This window comes from Actinophytocola sp., from assembly GCF_036555685.1.
Lineage (GTDB): Bacteria > Actinomycetota > Actinomycetes > Mycobacteriales > Pseudonocardiaceae > Actinophytocola.
Map to the genome: position 1 here is coordinate 1 of NZ_DATBKY010000263.1, position 15,731 is coordinate 15,731.

Annotated in this window: 18 protein-coding genes and 1 pseudogene; 6 read left to right on the forward strand and 13 right to left on the reverse strand. The window is 72.7% G+C overall.

Annotated elements, in window-relative coordinates:
* Positions 1–342 (forward strand): annotated as a pseudogene (locus tag VH969_RS26315) (alcohol dehydrogenase); the annotation flags it as partial.
* Positions 343–376: 34 nt separating this feature from the next.
* On the opposite strand, the gene VH969_RS26320 reads toward VH969_RS26315, so the two are convergent.
* On the reverse strand, positions 377–1,102 hold the full coding sequence (locus VH969_RS26320; RefSeq protein WP_331978893.1) for a serine/threonine protein phosphatase: 726 nt from the start codon (positions 1,100–1,102) through the stop codon (positions 377–379).
* A gap of 184 nt (positions 1,103–1,286) precedes the next feature.
* Here VH969_RS26320 and VH969_RS26325 point away from each other — a divergent pair, with 184 nt between their 5' ends.
* Positions 1,287–1,583 carry a hypothetical protein gene (locus tag VH969_RS26325; protein ID WP_331978895.1) on the forward strand — a complete coding sequence of 99 codons (297 nt, stop codon included), beginning with the start codon at positions 1,287–1,289 and terminating at the stop codon, positions 1,581–1,583.
* Between the two features lie 68 nt (positions 1,584–1,651).
* Here VH969_RS26325 and VH969_RS26330 read toward each other — a convergent pair whose 3' ends face one another.
* A complete protein-coding gene (locus VH969_RS26330; RefSeq protein WP_331978897.1) occupies positions 1,652–3,865 on the reverse strand; it encodes an FtsX-like permease family protein in 2,214 nt (737 codons plus the stop codon).
* Positions 3,862–4,542, reverse strand: a complete 681-nt coding sequence (locus tag VH969_RS26335) for an ABC transporter ATP-binding protein (RefSeq protein WP_331978928.1) — start codon at positions 4,540–4,542, stop codon at positions 3,862–3,864. The genes VH969_RS26330 and VH969_RS26335 overlap by 4 nt, the downstream gene beginning before the upstream one ends.
* Positions 4,543–4,808: 266 nt before the next feature.
* Between VH969_RS26335 and VH969_RS26340 the strand changes: the two genes are divergently transcribed.
* Positions 4,809–6,185, forward strand: coding sequence for an MFS transporter (locus tag VH969_RS26340; RefSeq protein ID WP_331978899.1), 1,377 nt, complete (start codon positions 4,809–4,811; stop codon positions 6,183–6,185).
* 112 nt (positions 6,186–6,297) lie between these two features.
* Positions 6,298–6,735, forward strand: a complete 438-nt coding sequence (locus VH969_RS26345; RefSeq protein WP_331978901.1) for a winged helix-turn-helix transcriptional regulator — start codon at positions 6,298–6,300, stop codon at positions 6,733–6,735.
* On the opposite strand, the gene VH969_RS26350 is transcribed toward VH969_RS26345, so the two are convergent.
* The gene (locus VH969_RS26350) at positions 6,732–7,319 is read right to left on the reverse strand and encodes a helix-turn-helix domain-containing protein (protein ID WP_331978903.1); all 588 of its coding nucleotides are present in this window, start codon (positions 7,317–7,319) and stop codon (positions 6,732–6,734) included. The two genes, VH969_RS26345 and VH969_RS26350, sit on opposite strands and share 4 nt — an antisense overlap.
* 74 nt (positions 7,320–7,393) lie before the next feature.
* Here VH969_RS26350 and VH969_RS26355 point away from each other — a divergent pair, with 74 nt between their 5' ends.
* Positions 7,394–8,278: an NAD(P)/FAD-dependent oxidoreductase gene (locus tag VH969_RS26355; RefSeq protein WP_331978905.1), complete on the forward strand. Its 885-nt coding sequence runs from the start codon at positions 7,394–7,396 to the stop codon at positions 8,276–8,278.
* Positions 8,279–8,288: 10 nt separating this feature from the next.
* Here VH969_RS26355 and VH969_RS26360 read toward each other — a convergent pair whose 3' ends face one another.
* Together VH969_RS26360 and VH969_RS26365 are read right to left on the reverse strand one after the other, a co-directional pair.
* Positions 8,289–9,068, reverse strand: a complete 780-nt coding sequence (locus VH969_RS26360; RefSeq protein ID WP_331978907.1) for a DUF899 domain-containing protein — start codon at positions 9,066–9,068, stop codon at positions 8,289–8,291.
* A gap of 100 nt (positions 9,069–9,168) precedes the next feature.
* Positions 9,169–9,648, reverse strand: coding sequence for an SRPBCC family protein (locus VH969_RS26365; RefSeq protein WP_331978909.1), 480 nt, complete (start codon positions 9,646–9,648; stop codon positions 9,169–9,171).
* 119 nt (positions 9,649–9,767) lie between these two features.
* Here VH969_RS26365 and VH969_RS26370 point away from each other — a divergent pair, with 119 nt between their 5' ends.
* Positions 9,768–10,709 (forward strand): TIGR03557 family F420-dependent LLM class oxidoreductase, encoded by a 942-nt coding sequence (locus VH969_RS26370; RefSeq protein ID WP_331978911.1) that lies wholly within the window; start codon positions 9,768–9,770, stop codon positions 10,707–10,709.
* Between the two features lie 7 nt (positions 10,710–10,716).
* On the opposite strand, the gene VH969_RS26375 is transcribed toward VH969_RS26370, so the two are convergent.
* The 7 genes from VH969_RS26375 to VH969_RS26405 form a co-directional block, all read right to left on the reverse strand.
* A complete protein-coding gene (locus VH969_RS26375) occupies positions 10,717–11,070 on the reverse strand; it encodes a DUF5313 family protein (RefSeq protein ID WP_331978913.1) in 354 nt (117 codons plus the stop codon).
* Positions 11,071–11,097: 27 nt separating this feature from the next.
* Positions 11,098–11,799, reverse strand: a complete 702-nt coding sequence (locus VH969_RS26380) for an ANTAR domain-containing protein (protein ID WP_331978915.1) — start codon at positions 11,797–11,799, stop codon at positions 11,098–11,100.
* 87 nt (positions 11,800–11,886) lie between these two features.
* Positions 11,887–12,651: an alpha/beta fold hydrolase gene (locus VH969_RS26385; protein WP_331978918.1), complete on the reverse strand. Its 765-nt coding sequence runs from the start codon at positions 12,649–12,651 to the stop codon at positions 11,887–11,889.
* 123 nt (positions 12,652–12,774) lie between these two features.
* Positions 12,775–13,422, reverse strand: a complete 648-nt coding sequence (locus tag VH969_RS34675) for an STAS domain-containing protein (protein ID WP_527249170.1) — start codon at positions 13,420–13,422, stop codon at positions 12,775–12,777.
* A 42-nt stretch (positions 13,423–13,464) separates the two neighbouring features.
* Positions 13,465–13,974 (reverse strand): hypothetical protein, encoded by a 510-nt coding sequence (locus VH969_RS26395; RefSeq protein WP_331978922.1) that lies wholly within the window; start codon positions 13,972–13,974, stop codon positions 13,465–13,467.
* 6 nt (positions 13,975–13,980) lie between these two features.
* Positions 13,981–14,910: a non-homologous end-joining DNA ligase gene (ligD, locus tag VH969_RS26400; RefSeq protein WP_331978924.1), complete on the reverse strand. Its 930-nt coding sequence runs from the start codon at positions 14,908–14,910 to the stop codon at positions 13,981–13,983.
* A 103-nt stretch (positions 14,911–15,013) separates the two neighbouring features.
* Positions 15,014–15,731 (reverse strand): DUF2252 family protein (locus tag VH969_RS26405; protein WP_331978926.1); only part of this gene is annotated, 718 nt, incomplete at its 5' end.

The following is a 15,731-nucleotide window of genomic DNA, read 5'->3' on the forward strand; positions in this document are numbered from 1 at the left end:
GTGATCGACGCGTCGAACGGCGCCACCGCGCCCGCGCGCGCGGTCGAGCTGGTCGAGGCCGGCGGGCGGGTCGTGTTCATCGGCATCGCGGGGGAGCCGAGCCTGCTGGACTCGCGGTCGCTGGTGCTGAAGGACGTGACGGCGACGGGCGTGCTGAGCGGCTCGGGCGGCCTGGCGGGCGCGATCGAGCGCTACGCCTCGGGCGCGGTCGACCCACGCCCGCTGGTCGCGGCGACCGTGGGGCTGGGCGAGGTGGCGGACGTACTGGCGGGCGTGCTGGCGGGCCGGCGCCGCTCGCGGTGGGGCCCCGCCCCGAAGATCCACGTCGACCCGAGACGCTGAACCCCCGATACGCTGAACACGTGGCTCCCGCGCGTCAGGCGGCGGCCGGCATGAGCGGCTGGGGCCCGGTCGGGGGCGGCTGGACGTTGCCCACCACGAGGTCCACCACGAGCGCCGTCGCGTTGTCGCGGGCGCCGGCCTCGCGGGCGGCGGCCACCAGAGCCGCGGCCGGGTCCGGTGCGTGGCCGGCGATCTCCGCGATGACCGGGTGGGGCAGCGTCTTGTGCACGCCGTCGCTCGTGAGCAGCAGGCGGGGTGGCAGCGACAGCGACGACAGGCCGTACTCCGCCGGCGCGGCCGTGCGCACGCTCGTCAGCACCTGGTGCTCCATCGCGGGCGCCGGCACCCCGCCGCGGTCGCGGACGTACTGGGCCAGCGTGTGATCGGTGGTCAGCCGCAGCAGCGTCCGGCCGTCCCACGCGTACGCCCGCACGTCACCCACCCAGGCGATCCGGCAGCCGAGCCCGAACGGCTGCGCCACGACGAGCACGCAGTCGCCCGCGGCCGGTTCGGCCAGCACCGCGCGGCGGGCGGCGATGAGCGCCGCCGACGGCCCGTCGGCGGCCGGTACGGACACCGCGGCCTGCGCGGCGATCCGCGCCGCCCGGGCCGCGCCCGCGGTGTCGCCGACACCGTCGGCCAGGGCGACCACCAGGCAGCCCGCCGAGTCGACCGCGGCGGCGACCGCGTCCGCGTCGATCCGCCGGGGCCCACGGAACCCCGCGGTCCGCCAGGTGCCGACCGGTACGACCGTGTCCATGATCTTCTCCTCCCGTCATCCGACGGTGCGCCCGTAACCTGTGCTTTTCCTGTGCGTGGATTGGGCGCGGGCTGAGGGTCGGCGTACACACGATGGGGTGGGTCTGGACGCGCCGGCGCTTGGTGGTCCAATGTGGAGGGAATCCCGCCAACCCCGATCGAGCTTCAAAGGAGAGGCATTGATCATGGCAATCCAGGACGCGGTCCCGGACATCCGGCCGAGGGCCGGGCACGACCTCCTCGTGGGCGTCGAGCGCGTGCTGCCGAGACTCGACGACCACCCGGATACCGCCGAGCTCGCCGAGAACCTCATGACCGCCCTGGTGCGCTGCGCCGCCTGCGGAGACATCTCCAGAGTCCGCGCGCAGGCCGACGCCATCCGCCGCGCCGCCGCGCTCCTGCGTGCCGGCGAGCCGGCCGCGGCGGGCCCCGTCCTCGCCGAGGCGCGGACCGCTCTGCTCACGTTCGCCCCCTTCGCCTGAGCCATGCCCCACCGGAGCCCGCGGGCCGCCACCTCGGCGGCCGCGGGCTCCGGTGGCTCGTGCATCGCTCACTCCTCGGCCAGCGGCTCGGCCCGGACCCGCTTCAGCGCCGGCGTGCACACCGATGCCGCGAGCAGGGCGACCAGCGTGCCGAGCACGACCGGCGCGGCGAGCCACGGGCTGAACGTCGGCAGGCTCTTCGACACCAGGCCGAACAACCCGACGCCGACGGCGGTGCCGAGCGCGCCCGCGCCCACGGTCGCGACCAGCGCCGGCAGCGCGGCCTCCGCGCGCAGCGCACGGGCGAGCGTGCGTACCGGCGTGCCCGCCGCCAGCAGCGCGCCGAACGTGCGCCGCCGGTCGAGCACCGAGCCGGCCGTCGCGATCGCCGCGCTCAGTCCACCGAGGACGGACGCGGTCACCAGGCCGATGATCGTCACCCGGCGCAGATCGGCCAGCTGCGTGTCCTGGTCGCCCAGCTTCATCTCCCTGCTGATCACCTGCGCGCCGCCGGACGCCGCGAGCATCGCCGTCCGGGCGGCCTCCCGCGTCGCGCCGTCGGCCGCCACCGCGACGCTCACGCCGAGCAGCGGCACGTCCTTCGGCCACAGCGCCGGGTCGACGATCACCACGTTCGGCGCTCCGTGTCCCGTCACGACCGGCGCGTCCTCCGGCAGCGGCACCGACGGCGTCTCCGGTCCGTCCGATCCGGTCGCGCGGAGCCCGGAGAGCGGCACGGCCGAGTCGAGGTAGATCGCCGGGTTGGGCCGGCAGGTGATCGACTCGGTGCCGGGCAGCACGCGCTTGGCGGCCGCGCAGTCGGCGACCATCGCCGTGTAGTACTGCTCGCCCGCGCGCAGCTCGCCCTCGCCGATCGACACGGCTCGCTCGCCGAGCCCGTACCTCGCCAGGCGCGCGTCGGCCGCGGCCACCGCGGCGCCGGCCTTGTCGGGGTCGGCGCCGAAGTACAGCACCGAGTCGCGGAACCGGCTGAAGTACCCGGCTTCCGACTCCAGGCTCGGCATCAGCGTGAGCGCCATCGAGCCGGCGAACACCGCGAGCACCACGCCGGCGGACGCGCGGTACGCGGCCTTCGGGTCGTCGCGCAGCCGCCGGCCCGCGAGCAGCGTCGCCGGCCGCCGCCACACCCTCGCGAACACGCCGCCGAGCGCCGAGGTGACCCACGGGCCGACGACCGTCGGGGACCACATCAGGATGCCGAGCGACACGAGGATCGGCAGCAGCATGTCGCCGCCGTCCCGCGTGAGCGACAGGAAGAACAGCCCCGCCGCGGCCGGCACGAACAGCAGCCGGATCCCCGACAGCGGCTTGCGGGTGTGCCCGCCGGTCGCGGTCAGCGGCCGGTTCACGACCCGGCGCAGGCCCGCCACCGCGGCGCCGACGACGAGCGCCGGGATCGTCACCGCCACGAGCACGACCGGTACCAGGCCGAGCGCGAAGTCGCCGGCGAACCAGGTGCCGCCGTCCCACGCCACGTACGTCGCGAGCACGTGCAGCAGCGGGCCCGCCGCCACGCCGAGGACCGCGCCGGCGGCCGCGGCGAGCCCGGTCTCCGCGGCGACCATCGCCGTCACCTGGGCGGGCGTGGCGCCGGCCAGCCGCAGCGCCGCGAGCCGCCGCTCCCGGCGCGCCGCTGTCAGCCGCGACGCCGACGCGACCAGCACGAGGCTCGGCACCAGCAGCACGACCACGCCGACGCCGGACAGCAGCGACAGCAACGGGTCCACCTCGGCGTGCCCGGAGCCCAGCGCCGTGCGTTTCATCGCCTCCGCCGGCATCGTGTCGGGCGCGTGGCCGACGAGCGCGACGAGCTGCTCGGGATAGCGCAGCGCCGCGTCGCCGAGCGTGCCGGCCGGCCGCGCGCCGAACCGGTCGGCCAGCTGCGCGGCCGGGCGGCTGTCCACCAGCGCCGCGAGGTCCGGCGAGAGCAGCACCTCGCCGGGAGCGGGCAGCTCGGCGATGCCGGCCGGCAGCTGGACGGTCGCCGGGTCGATCAGCGGCGCGACGTCGACGCGGGTGATCCGGCGGCCGTCGAGCTCGTCCTCGGCCGAGCTCCACATGACCTCGGCCGGGCCGCCCGCGGCGTCGTCGGGCGTCTGCCACAGGCTGCGCTCGGCCCGGGCCCGGGTCGCGAACGGCAGGCTCACCAGCAGCAGGACGAGGCCGGTGGCGACCGCGACACCGAGTGCGGTGAGGACGGTGGACACCTGCGTGCGGCGGTCGGCGCGCAGCACGCGCAGGGCCAGCTGTACCAGGTTCATGCGACCGGCACCGCCGTGTCGCGCGCCGGCTCGATCCGACCATCCCGGATGGACACCGTGCGCGGCAGGCCGGCCGCGAGCTCTCGGTCGTGCGTCACGATGATCACGGCCGCGCCGGTCGAGGCGGCCGAGTCGATCAGCGCGCCCACGGTCGCGTGCCCCGTCCTCGTGTCCAGCGCGCCGGTCGGCTCGTCGGCGAAGATCACCTTCGGCCGGTGTGCGATCGCCCGTGCGATGGCCACCCGCTGCGCCTCGCCGCCGGAGAGCTCCCCGGGGCGGCGGCGTTCCTTGCCCGCGAGCCCGAGCCGGCCGAGCCAGTCCCGCGCGGAGGAGATCGCCTCGGGCCGGCTGCTGCCCCCGAGCAGCAGCGGAAGCGCGACGTTCTCCTCCGCGGTCAGCTCCATGACCAGCAGCCCCTGCTGGAACACGAAGCCGAACTCCGTGCGGCGCAGCTCGCTGCGCCGGGTCTCCGAGAGCCGGTCGATCCGCTGCCCGGCAAGGCTGATCTGCCCCTCCTCCGCGCGCAGGATCCCGGCCAGCACGTGCAGCAGCGAGGTCTTGCCCGACCCGGACGGGCCCACGATCGCGAGCACCTCGCCGGTGTGGATGTCGATGTCGACGCCGGCAAGCGCGTGCTGCCGGCCGTACCGCTTCACCAGCCCCCGCCCGGACAGCAGCGGTGTCGTGTTGTTCACGGATGTCCCCTTGGTGTGGTCGACGTTGTGTCCCGGCACAGGGTGGGGGAGCGGGCCGGCCCACCACTTCGGGCAGATGGTCATCGCGGTCGCGGCCGGCATCGGCCGATCGGCCGGCGGCCGGTGGCCGATCGGCGGCCGGACGGGTGGAAACTCGATCTTGTGGTTTGCCGGTTCCGGGCGCCGGGTACCCCGCTGCGGTTGTTGTCCCGGTCGTCCGGACCGGGCCCGGGTCGGGGAGGAAGCTCATGGCGCACGAGTCGGACGGGGCGGCTCAAGCGGAGATACGCACGCCGGACCCGAGCACGCTGCGAAAAGCGATCGCCGCGTCGGCGATCGGCAACATGACCGAGTGGTTCGACTACGGCGTCTACGCCTACACGGCCACCTACATCGGTGAGGCGTTCTTCCCGAGCGACAATCCGACCGCGTCCACTTTGGGTAGTTTGCTCGTGTTCGCGGTGTCGTTCCTCATCCGTCCGCTGGGCGGGATCGTGTGGGGGCCGCTCGGTGACCGCCTCGGCCGCCAGCGCGTGCTCGCGACGACGATCCTGCTGATGGCGGGTGCGACGGTCTGCGTCGGCCTGCTGCCCGGGTACGCCACGCTCGGCATCCTCGCGCCGATCCTGCTGATCGTGCTCCGGATGATCCAGGGCTTCTCGACCGGCGGCGAGTACGGCGGTGCGGCGACCTTCATGGCGGAGTACGCACCGGACCGCAAGCGCGGCAAGTACGGCAGCTTCCTGGAGTTCGGCACGCTCGCCGGCTTCACGCTCGGCGCCGCGCTCGCGCTGATCGCGGAGGCGGCCGTCGGCTCGGACAACATGGCCGCGTGGGGCTGGCGCCTGCCGTTCCTGGTGGCCGCGCCGCTCGGCATCATCGGGCTGTACCTGCGCAGCAAGCTCGAGGACACGCCGGTCTTCCGCGAGTGCGCGGCCGAGGGCAAGATCGACGAGAGGGCGAGCGCGCACTTCAAGGACCTGCTGAGGTACTGGAAGCCGCTGCTGTTGCTGATGGGCCTCGTCGTGACGCTGAACATCGTGAACTACACGCTGCTCGCGTACATGCCGACCTATCTCGAGAACGAGATCGGCCTGTCGTCGAAGGCGTCGCTGATCCTGATCATCATCGGCCAGCTCGCGATGATGGTGCTGCTGCCGTTCTCCGGGGCCTGGTCGGACCGGGTGGGCCGCAAGACTCTGTGGTGGATCTCCCTGATCGGCCTGTTCGTCATGGCGATCCCGATGTTCCAGCTGATGACGCAGGGCTTCGTCGGCGCGGTGATCGCGTTCGCGGTGCTGGGCCTGCTGTACGTGCCGCAGCTGTCGACGATCTCGGCGACGTTCCCGGCGATGTTCCCGACGCACGTGCGGTACGCCGGCTTCGCCATCGCGTACAACATCTCGACGTCGCTGTTCGGCGGCACGGCGCCGGCGGTCAACCAGGGCCTGATCAACGCCAGCGGCGACCAGCTGTTCCCGGCCTACTACATGATGGCCGCGTGCGTGGTCGGCGCGATCGCGTTGCTGTTCGTGCCGGAGACGCGCGCTTGCTCCATCCGCGGGCGCGGGATCCCGGGCGTGGACACGAAGCCCCAGATGGAACCCGTGTCGGCACCCGGCTGACCTTGTTCGTGGCGGCGCCCCCACCGGTTCCGGCGGGGGCGCCGCTCCGCCTGTCGACGGACCGCGCGTCCTCCTTGAGTAGGAACATCCAAGCCAGAGCTATGATGCGTGCATGAGAAGCCCCTGCTCGATCGCCCGCAGCCTGGAGGTGCTGGGGGAGAAGTGGACGTTCCTCGTCATCCGCGAGGCGCTGGCCGGCGTGACCCGCTTCGCCGACTTCCGCGCGGCGCTGGGCATCGCGCCCGACATCCTCACCGCGCGGCTCGGCACGCTCGTCGGCGCGGGGGTGCTCGAGAAGGTGCCCTACCAGGAACCGGGGAGCCGCCAGCGCCACGAGTACCACCTCACCGACGCGGGCCGCGAGCTTCGGGTCGTGCTCGGCGCGCTGCAGCAGTGGGGTGACGCGCACTGCCCGTACGAGGCCGGCCCGACCGTCGCCCGCCGCGCCGCCGACGGGCGCTCGCTCGGGGTGGCCTTCGTCGACGACCGCGGCCGCGCGGTGTCGCCGGCCGACGTGCGCTTCGAGCGGACCGCCGCCTACCCCGCCTAGCTTTCGCGACCTGAGCGGCCACGCGGCCGGGCCCGCACGTGCATCCGCTCGCCCTGCTTGCCGAACAGGCTGAGGATCTCCACCGGCCGCCCGCCCGCCGCACCGAACCAGTGCGGCAGCCGCGTGTCGAACTCCGCCGCCTCGCCCTGGCGCAGCACGACCTCCTGCGTCGCGAGCAGCAGCCGCAGCCGGCCCGACAGCACGTACAGCCACTCGTAGCCCTCGTGCGTGCGCAGGTCCGGCTCCTCGCCCGACGGCGGGATGATCATCTTGTACGCCTGCAGGCTGCCCGGCTGCCGGGTCAGCGCGACCACCGTCCGGTCGCCGACCCGGCGCGGCTCGAACCGCACCCGCGGGTCGCCCACCTGTGGCGCGCCGACCAGCTCGTCGAGCGGTACCTGGTGCGCGGCCGAGATCGGCAGCAGCAGCTCGAGGCTCGGCTTGCGCTGGCCGGACTCCAGCCGCGACAGCGTGCTCTTCGAGATGCCGGTGGCCTCGGACAGGTCGGCCAGCGTGACGCCGCGCTGCCGGCGGATGCGCCGGAGCCGGGGGCCGACCTCGGCCAGAGCCGCGGTGATGGACATGTTTCCCAGTATCGGCAACAAACGTTGTCACCGCGGGAACGCCGCGCGCACATTGGACGCGGAGGTGATGCGACATGGCAGACAAGTACGACGTGGTGATCGCCGGAGGTGGCGCGGCCGGGCTGTCGGCGGCGCTGGTGCTGGGCCGTGCGCGGCGGCGGGTCGCGGTCGTGGACTCGGGCGAGCCGCGCAACGCCCGCGCCGCGGCGCTGCACGGGTTCCTGTCCAGGGACGGGATGGCGCCCGCGGACCTGCTGGCCGCGGGCCGGCGCGAGGTGGCCGGTTACGGTGTCGAGCTGATCGAGGACAAGGTGCTCGCCGCCGAGCCCGGGTTCACCGTCCGGCTCGCCGGCGGCCGCACGCTCGAGACGCGGCAGCTGATCGTCACGACCGGCCTGCGCGACGAGCTGCCGGACATCCCCGGCCTCGCCGAGCGGTGGGGCACCGACGTGGTGGTCTGCCCGTACTGCCACGGCTACGAGGTCCGCGATCAGCCGCTCGGCGTGATCGCGTCCGGGCCGATGGCCGCGATGAAGGCGCTGCTGGTGCGCAACTGGTCGGCCGACGTGGTGCTGTTCCCCGGCCCGGACCCGCTCGGTGAGATCACGGCCGACGAGCGGCTCGCCGCACGGGGCATCGAGGTCGTGCCGGGCGAGATCGCCCGCGTGGTCGTGGCGGGCGACCGGCTCACCGGGGTCGAGGTGGGCGGCCGGTTCGTGCCGCGGTCGGCGATCTTCGTGAACCCGACCTTCGTGCCGGCCGACGGGTTGCTGACGAGCCTCGGCTGCGAGACCGACGACGAGGGCTGGGTGCGCACCGACGCGGCCGGCCGCACGAGCGTGCCCGGCGTGTGGGCGGCGGGCAACGTGGTGGACCCGCACAGCCAGCTGATCACCGCCGCCGGCGCGGGTTCCTACACCGCGGCGCAGCTCAACAACGAGCTGGTACTCGGCTCTTAGTACTCAGCTCTCAGTACTCGTCGTGGAAGCGAACGTCCGGGCTGCCGGCGCCCGCGCCGAGCCCGGTGGCGCGGCCGGGCGGCTCCTCCCACGGCTCCTGGCGGCCGAGCGCGGTCAGGTCGAGGTAGGCGGCGGTGCCGCCCTGCTGCTCGAGCCCGCGCGCGAACGTCGAGTACGTGTGGAACACCTGGTCGCCGTCGCGGAGGAAGCAGCTGATGCCGGGGTAGTCGCCACGCCGCGGCGGGCCCCACTCGAAGCCGCGCTCGGCGAGCTCGGCCTCGGTCCGGTAGTTCAGCAGCACGGGCGCGACGCGCTCGTCGACGGTGGCGTGGAAGTCGTAGTTGAAGTCGCTGCCGGCCGAGGAGTACCAGGGAAACGTCCAGCCCATCCGCTCCCGGAACGGGGCGAGGTAGGACTGCGGCACCCGGGACACGGCGGCGAGCGTCGTGCCGCGGGCGTGCAGGTGGGCGAGGTGGCCGATGTTGTCGGCGGTGGCCGAACAGCTCGGGCACCCGACTGTCTTCGCCACCTCGGTGCCGTCCGCCAGCACGTCGAAGTTCCACATGAAGTGGTGCACGATCAGCTGCCGGCGGCCCTCGAACAGGTCGAGCAGGCTCGCCTTGCCGTCCGGGCCCTCGAAGACGTACGGCTTGTCGACCAGCACCATCGGCAGCCGGCGGCGCTCGGCGTTGAGCTCGTCGCGGGCCTTGGTCGCGGCCTTCTCCTTGGCCAGCAGCGCCTTGCGGGCGGCCAGCCACTGCTCCCTCGTCACCACGTCAGGCAGGTTCATGTCGCTCATGTAACTACAGACCCGCCGCGCCGCGAGAACTCATCGGTGGCCGGCCCGGTGCGGGTTCGCCGCGCCGGGCCGGCCGGTGGGGAGCCGCCGCTCAGCGGCGGTCGGTGCCCTGCTGGGGCGAGGGCTGCACGTCGCCGCGCCAGGCGCCGGTCTCGGCGCCGCGCTTCTCGATGAACTGCTTGAACCGCTCCAGGTCGCCCTCGATCCGGTGGTCCACCACGCCCAGCGCGCTGCCGGCCTTCTCGGTCACCGACTCGGGCTCGTACTCCATCTGCAAGTGCACCCGCGTGGTCCGGTCGTCCAGCCGGTGGAAGGTCACTACGCCGGCGTGCGACGGGCCGTCCACCGAGCGCCAGGCCACCCGTTCGTCCGGATGCTGCTCGGTGATCTCGGCGTCGAACTCGCGGTTCACCCCACCGATCGAGGTCTTCCAGTGCGTCCGCGTGGGCGTCTGCTGGGTGATCTCGTCCACGCCCTCCATGAAGTTCGGAAACGACTCGAACTGTGTCCACTGGTTGTACGCGGTCCGCACCGGGGTCGCGACATCGACCGACTTCTGGATCGTGGTCATCTGGGATTTCCTCCTTCATTCGGTTACCGGGAACGGCTACCCGACGATCCGGGGGCCGACACATCCCGGCCACGTTCCACCCGGCGGTTGAGGCGTCCGGCGCCGGGTATCCGCCGGTCATGGTCAGTCTCGGTTACTTCCTGTCCTGCGAGGAGTTCGGCCCGAAAGAGCTGGTGCGCCAGGCGAAGATGGCTGCCGACGCCGGGTTCGAGCGGTTGTGGATCTCCGACCATTTCCACCCGTGGAACGACGAGCAGGGCCAGAGCCCGTTCGTCTGGTCGGTCATCGGTGCCCTCTCCGAGGCCGTGGACCTGCCGGTGACGACCGCGGTCACCTGCCCGACCGTGCGGACCCACCCGGCGATCATCGCCCAGGCGGCGGCGACCGCCGCGGAGCAGCTGGCCGGCCGGTTCGTGCTCGGCGTCGGCTCGGGCGAGGCGCTCAACGAGCACATCCTCGGCGACCCGTGGCCGCCGGCCGACGTGCGGCTGGCGATGCTGGAGGAGGCCGTCGAGGTCATCCGCAAGCTGCACGGCGGCGGTCTCGTGAACCACCACGGCCGGCACTACACGGTCGAGGGGGCGCGGATCTACACATGCCCGGACGAGCCGGTGCCGATCTACCTGTCGGGCTTCGGTCCAAAGGCGACGGACCTGGCCGGCCGGATCGCCGACGGCTACATGTCCACGATGCCCGACGCCGACCTCGTGCGCCGCTTCCGCGACGCCGGCGGCGGCGCGAAGCCCGCGCAGGGCGGGATGAAGGTGTGCCACGCGGGCACGGCCGACGAGGGCCTGGCCACCGCGCACCGCCTGTGGCCGAACACCGTGCTGCCGGGCGACCTGGCGCAGATCCTGCCGCAGCCGCGGAACTTCGCGGACGCCTCGGCGCTCGTGACCCGGGACATGATGGCCGGCACGCTGCCGGTCGGCCCGGATCCCGAGCCGTACCGGGAAACCCTGAAGTCCTATGTGGACGCCGGGTTCGACGAGGTGTACGTCGCCCAGATCGGCCCGCGGCAGGACGAGTTCTTCGAGTTCTGGCGGACCAAGGTCGCCTGACGGCCCGTCAGTTGCGTGCCTGGCGGCGCGTCGACTTCCCGGTGCCCGGCCGGAAGCCGTGCTTGACCAGCCGGGCCTCGGTGAGCTCGTCGGCACTGGTGACCGTGAAGTACAGGCTGAGCACCAACGCGAGACCGATCGCGGCGAGCACGTAGCCGACCGGGATCGGCGTGAGCAGCGTCAGCGCCAGGAAACCGACGACGAGCCACGGCAACGCCTCGACGACGATGCGCAACGCGAAGCGCCACAACCAGTTCCGGCTGGTCGTGTCGTGCAGGACCCAGTCGCGGTACCGGTCGGGCAGGCGTCCGCCGAAGGTGTAGCGCAGCCACTGGAGCAGGTTCGGTCGCTGGATGGCCATGACTGTGGGTACCCGGCGTGGCCGCGTCTAGTTCCCGAGCTCTCCGGTTTCGGTGATCTGCCGGGCGAGGGCCCGCAGCTTCACGTTGCGTGACTGGGACTGTTCGCGCAGCAGGTCGAACGCCTGTTCCTCGGTGATCTTCCGCCGCTCCATGAGGATGCCCAGCGCCTCGCCGATGTCCTGCCGCGTGTCCATCGCGTCGCGCAGGTGCGCCTCGTTCCGCGCGCTGGCGAACGCGACCGCGGCGTGCGACGCCAGCAGCCAGCCGACGTGCTCGGTCCGCTCACCGAACGCGTCGGGTCGCGACGAGTAGAGGTTCAGGGCGCCGAGGTTCTCGTCCTCGGTGAACAGCCAGAAGCCCATCGCGCTGCCGATGCCCAGGCCGCGGGCCGCCGGGGCGTACCGGGGCCACCGGTCACCCGCCTCCGCCATGTTCGCGATACGGAAGACCTGCTCCTCCTCGATGGTCGCGTTCAGGCACGGACCCTCGCCGAGCTCGGCCTGCAGCCGGTCGGAACTGCGCGCCAGTTCATGGCTGGCCGCGAGCGTGCTGACCTTCCCTTGCCGGACGACGAGGATGCCGGCCGACTCGCATCCGTCCACGAGGGCGACGGCGTGCTCGACCACGCGGTCGAGCGTCTGCTGGACGCCGGGCTGCGCGAGGAGATCCCGCGCCATGTCCGCCAGTGCGGCGGCAAGACCCCGGGGATCCGTCGTCGGATGTGCCACGTCGTCCTTCCTGCTCGACGTTCCCACCCACCGGCATCCATCGTGCCACGCGGCCCGGCGACCTGGAGAGCAGCGGAAACCCGCGTATCAGCCCTCCCGGAGGAAGCCTGCCACGACCGGTGCCGTCACGGCCGGCTCGACCGTGTGGCGCTCGCCGCCGGGCACCTCGACATGCCGCGCGTTCGGCAGCGCCGCCGCCGTCCTGACCGCCTGGCGCGCCAGCACCGGCCAGGTCAGCGCACCGTTGACGACCAGCGTCGGCGTCGTCAGGCCCGCCGGCGGGGTGGCGCCGGTGGTGATGGTCGAGTCGTACACGACGCTCTGCGCGATGGCCTCCAGTGCCGGGAACATCGGCGAGCGCCGGATCTGCGCCACGATCTCGCGCGGCAACCCGATCGCCTCGAGCTGGAACAGCTCGACCGCGTCACCCGGGCGGCCGCTGTCGACCAGCTCCGCGAGGCGGCCGGGCAGGTCGGTCGCGTTCCCCTCACCGAACGGATAGGGCGGCTCGTACGCGACGATCCGGCCGATGGCCGACCCCCGCGCGGCCGCGTACAGCCCGAGTATCGCGCCGGAGGAGAAGCCGAACACGTGCGCGGTGCCGCCGACCTCGGCGATCAGCGCGTCCAGGTCCTCGACCTCGCGGTCGATCGACCACGGCTTCGTGTTGCCGCTGTCGCCGCGGGCGCGGCGGTCGTAGGTGACGACGGTGAAGTCGCCGGCCAGCTCCTTGGCCAGCGGCGCGAGCGTCGGGCGCTCGTTGAACGCGCCCGCGATGAAGACGATCGCCGGGCCGGCGCCCGCCCGGTCGTAGGCGATGGTGGTGCCGTCGGCGGAGATGAGTGTGTTCATGACCCACCGACGAACCGGGTCGCGGCGGATCGACACCGCGGCGTGCTCGGATACATCAGCCCAGCCTAACGACAAGGCCGCCGCGAGCCGGCTGGCTCGCGGCGGCCTCGAAGTCGTGGCCGCTCAGCTGGTCACGGCGCCCGTGCGCAAGGCGGCCACCGCGGCCGGTACCGAGTCGTAGCGGGGCAGCTTGTCGACCAGCCCGAGCACCTCGAGCGGCCGCAGGACGGGCCGGGTGTTGGCCACGATCGCCCACGCCCTGTTGTCCAGCTTCGCCCGGCGGTCGGTGTCGGTGAGCACCGTCAGGCCGGCGGCGGCGAGAAAGTCGACCCGGCTGAGGTCGACGACCATGCCCTGGCCCGCGTCGAGATGGTCGTCGACGCACATGCGCAGGGCGCGCGCGGTAAGCAGGTCGATGGCACCGATGACATGAGCCACGATCGGCTGATCGGCTCGCGCCTCCACATCGATGTCGAATACGTGGTCCGTCAGTGACGCACTGTCACCGGGACCTCTAGGGAGCGGCGCAGCGAAGTCGCTGCTGCTCCACAGGGGAATGTCGTGCACGACGTACGCCTCTTCTCGTTGTCGACGAGTAGCAGGAGTACACGAGCGCACAAAAGAAAGTAAAGGACGCAATGCTGCACCAAAACGCCGTTCACTGCTGAGGCACGCTCTGCCTCCAACAACGGCTGGTTGCTCAACCGCGCATCTTAACCGTAGGCGCCCCGGCGTCACATCACAAGTCTGGAGGGTCGGCGCGAAGGCCATTGAGGGACAACGCGAAAGCGGTGTGTAGTCGTCCAATGAGGACTAGTCGGCGCCGTCCGCGGCGGCCTGGTCGGCGTCCGCGAGTGCCCTGACCACGCCCGCGACCGCATCCGGGTGACCGAGCGGCAGGGGCGCGCCGACCCGGTCCCGGTCACCACCGGTGGTGCGTGCGACGACGCGCGCGGTGACCGCCGCCGGCGTGTCGGGCGCCGGATCCACGAGCAGGACCGAGCGCACCACGTCGTCGAACTGGCCGGCCAGCGCGACCGCGGCCGGGCACGCGTCGCCACCTGCGACGATGTCCACCCGGGTCTGGCGGTCGGCCAACGTCTCCAGCACGTCCTCGATGTCCTCCACCGAGTCGCGGCTCGCCGGCACCCGGCACCAGGCGATCTGGTGACTCGCCGCCAGCTCGTGCCAGGTGGCGGGCAGGTCCGCGTGCTTCGCGGCCCCGCTGGGGTCGATGACCACCAACGCCGGGCCGAGCTCCGGGCCGGACCACACCACCGGCGGCCCGACGGCGCGCGGCCCCTCGTCGTCGAACTGGCGCACCTGTCCTCACCTCGTCTCCCGGACCACCTCGGTGGCCGTCTTGTCCGTCCGGACGCCGGCGAACCGGGGATGGCGCAACCGGCCCGCCCGCGTCCACTCCGCGAACCCGACCCGCACCACGAGCTCCGGCCGCACCCACTGCACGGCCGGCTCGGTGACCTCGTCGGCGAACGGGCACCGCGGCTGCCGGATGTCGTCCATCCGCGCGCGCAGCGCGCGCAGCATGGCGCGGTCGTAGCCGGTGCCGACCTTGCCCGCGTACCGCAGCCGGTCTCCCTCGTGATACCCGATCAGCAGCGCGCCGAACCCCACGCGCGAACCCTGTGGCGCGGTGAACCCGCCGACCACGAAGTCCTGGTCGCGCACGCAGTCGAACGAGAGCCAGTCGGTCGACAGGCCCGGCTTGTACACCGAGTCCGCCCGCTTGGCGATCACGCCGTCCCAGCCCTGCTCGCGGGCGTGCCGGAAGTACACCTCGCCGTGGTGTGCCCAGTGGTCGGAGTAGCGCAGCGGGTCGTGGAAGTGAAAGGCGTTGCGCAGCAAGCACTTCCGCTCGCGCAGCGGCTGGCCGGTGAGCCGCGTGCCGTCCAGCGACAGCAGGTCGAACAGGTAGTAGAAGACGGGAACGGGAGGCGGGCGGCCACCGGGGCGGTCCAAACGCGCACGCAGCCGCCTGCGGCTCGTGGCCCGGCCCTCGAAGGCGACGACCTCGCCGTCGGCGACGAACCGGGTCCGGCCGAGCTCCGCGAGCGCGGTCACCAGCTCGGGGAACCGGTCGTCGAGCCGGCCGCGGTCGGTCGACCACAGCTCCGGGTGCCGGCCGTCGCGAACCGACAGCACGCGCAACCCGTCGAGCTTGCGTTCGAAGACCCAGTGCTCGTCGGAGAACCGGTGGTGGGTAGGCGTGGCGAGCATCGGCGGTAGCCAGCCGTTCATCTGTGCGGCCTCCCCAGGGCGGAAACCTGCGTCCTACCCATTGGCCGAGATCACAAAACGTCTCCGGGGCGCCCGGTTGAAACCGTTTTCCCGGGCGCGGCCCTCAGACGGGGTCGGCGGAGCGGATGCCGGGGATCCGGCCGCCGCGGAACGCGTCCACGAACAGCCGGTGGTCGTCGCGGGTGCGTTCGGCGTACTCCAGCGCGAACCTCGTCAGCTCGCGGACGAACCCGTCCTCGTCCTCGATCACCCCGGAGATCGCGTCCTCCACCTGGAAGTCGACCAGCGACTGCTCGGAGTCCTCGTCCGACACGCAGTGCATCTTCGCGGTGGCCCGGCCGAGGTAGTCGAGCACGGGGTCCATCTCCTGCGGCTCGGTGAGCTCCGACCAGTCCAGGTCACCCGCGTACGGCGACAGCTCGGCCACCACGAACCCGGTGCCGTCGATCTCGGTGTGGCCGAGCCACGGGTCCGCGTGCGCCTGCAGCGCGCGCTGCGAGACGGCGGTGCGGTGCCCCTCGTGCCTGAAGTAGGAGCGGATCCGCTTCTCCTCGACGATCCGGCTCGGCGCGGCCACGTTGCCCTGCTTCATCGACAGCACCACGTCGTTGTCCAGCGCCTGGTTGAAGCCCTCGATGAGCACGGTGTAGGCGGGCAGGCCCGCGCTGCCGATGCCGAACCCGCTGCGCCCGGCCACGTCCTTGATCGTGTACGCGACGCCCTGGTAGCGCTTGGCCGCCGGGATCGTCTCGAGGTACCGCTCGAAGGCCGACATCACGGCCGCGCGCTCGTCGTCGTCGAGTCGGCGCAGCCCCGGCCCG

Bases quoted from the DNA above. Each gene is read 5' to 3' on its own strand.
- VH969_RS26355 (WP_331978905.1), top strand. From the start codon at position 7,394: ATGGCAGACAAGTACGACGTGGTGATCGCCGGAGGTGGCGCGGCCGGG.
- VH969_RS26360 (WP_331978907.1), bottom strand. From the start codon at position 9,068: ATGAACCTGCCTGACGTGGTGACGAGGGAGCAGTGGCTGGCCGCCCGC.
- VH969_RS26320 (WP_331978893.1), bottom strand. From the start codon at position 1,102: ATGGACACGGTCGTACCGGTCGGCACCTGGCGGACCGCGGGGTTCCGT.
- VH969_RS26340 (WP_331978899.1), top strand. From the start codon at position 4,809: ATGGCGCACGAGTCGGACGGGGCGGCTCAAGCGGAGATACGCACGCCG.
- VH969_RS26365 (WP_331978909.1), bottom strand. From the start codon at position 9,648: ATGACCACGATCCAGAAGTCGGTCGATGTCGCGACCCCGGTGCGGACC.
- VH969_RS26385 (WP_331978918.1), bottom strand. From the start codon at position 12,651: ATGAACACACTCATCTCCGCCGACGGCACCACCATCGCCTACGACCGG.
- ligD (WP_331978924.1), bottom strand. From the start codon at position 14,910: ATGAACGGCTGGCTACCGCCGATGCTCGCCACGCCTACCCACCACCGG.
- VH969_RS34675 (WP_527249170.1), bottom strand. From the start codon at position 13,422: ATGGCCTTCGCGCCGACCCTCCAGACTTGTGATGTGACGCCGGGGCGC.
- VH969_RS26325 (WP_331978895.1), top strand. From the start codon at position 1,287: ATGGCAATCCAGGACGCGGTCCCGGACATCCGGCCGAGGGCCGGGCAC.
- VH969_RS26345 (WP_331978901.1), top strand. From the start codon at position 6,298: ATGAGAAGCCCCTGCTCGATCGCCCGCAGCCTGGAGGTGCTGGGGGAG.
- VH969_RS26330 (WP_331978897.1), bottom strand. From the start codon at position 3,865: ATGAACCTGGTACAGCTGGCCCTGCGCGTGCTGCGCGCCGACCGCCGC.
- VH969_RS26370 (WP_331978911.1), top strand. From the start codon at position 9,768: ATGGTCAGTCTCGGTTACTTCCTGTCCTGCGAGGAGTTCGGCCCGAAA.
- VH969_RS26375 (WP_331978913.1), bottom strand. From the start codon at position 11,070: ATGGCCATCCAGCGACCGAACCTGCTCCAGTGGCTGCGCTACACCTTC.
- VH969_RS26350 (WP_331978903.1), bottom strand. From the start codon at position 7,319: ATGTCCATCACCGCGGCTCTGGCCGAGGTCGGCCCCCGGCTCCGGCGC.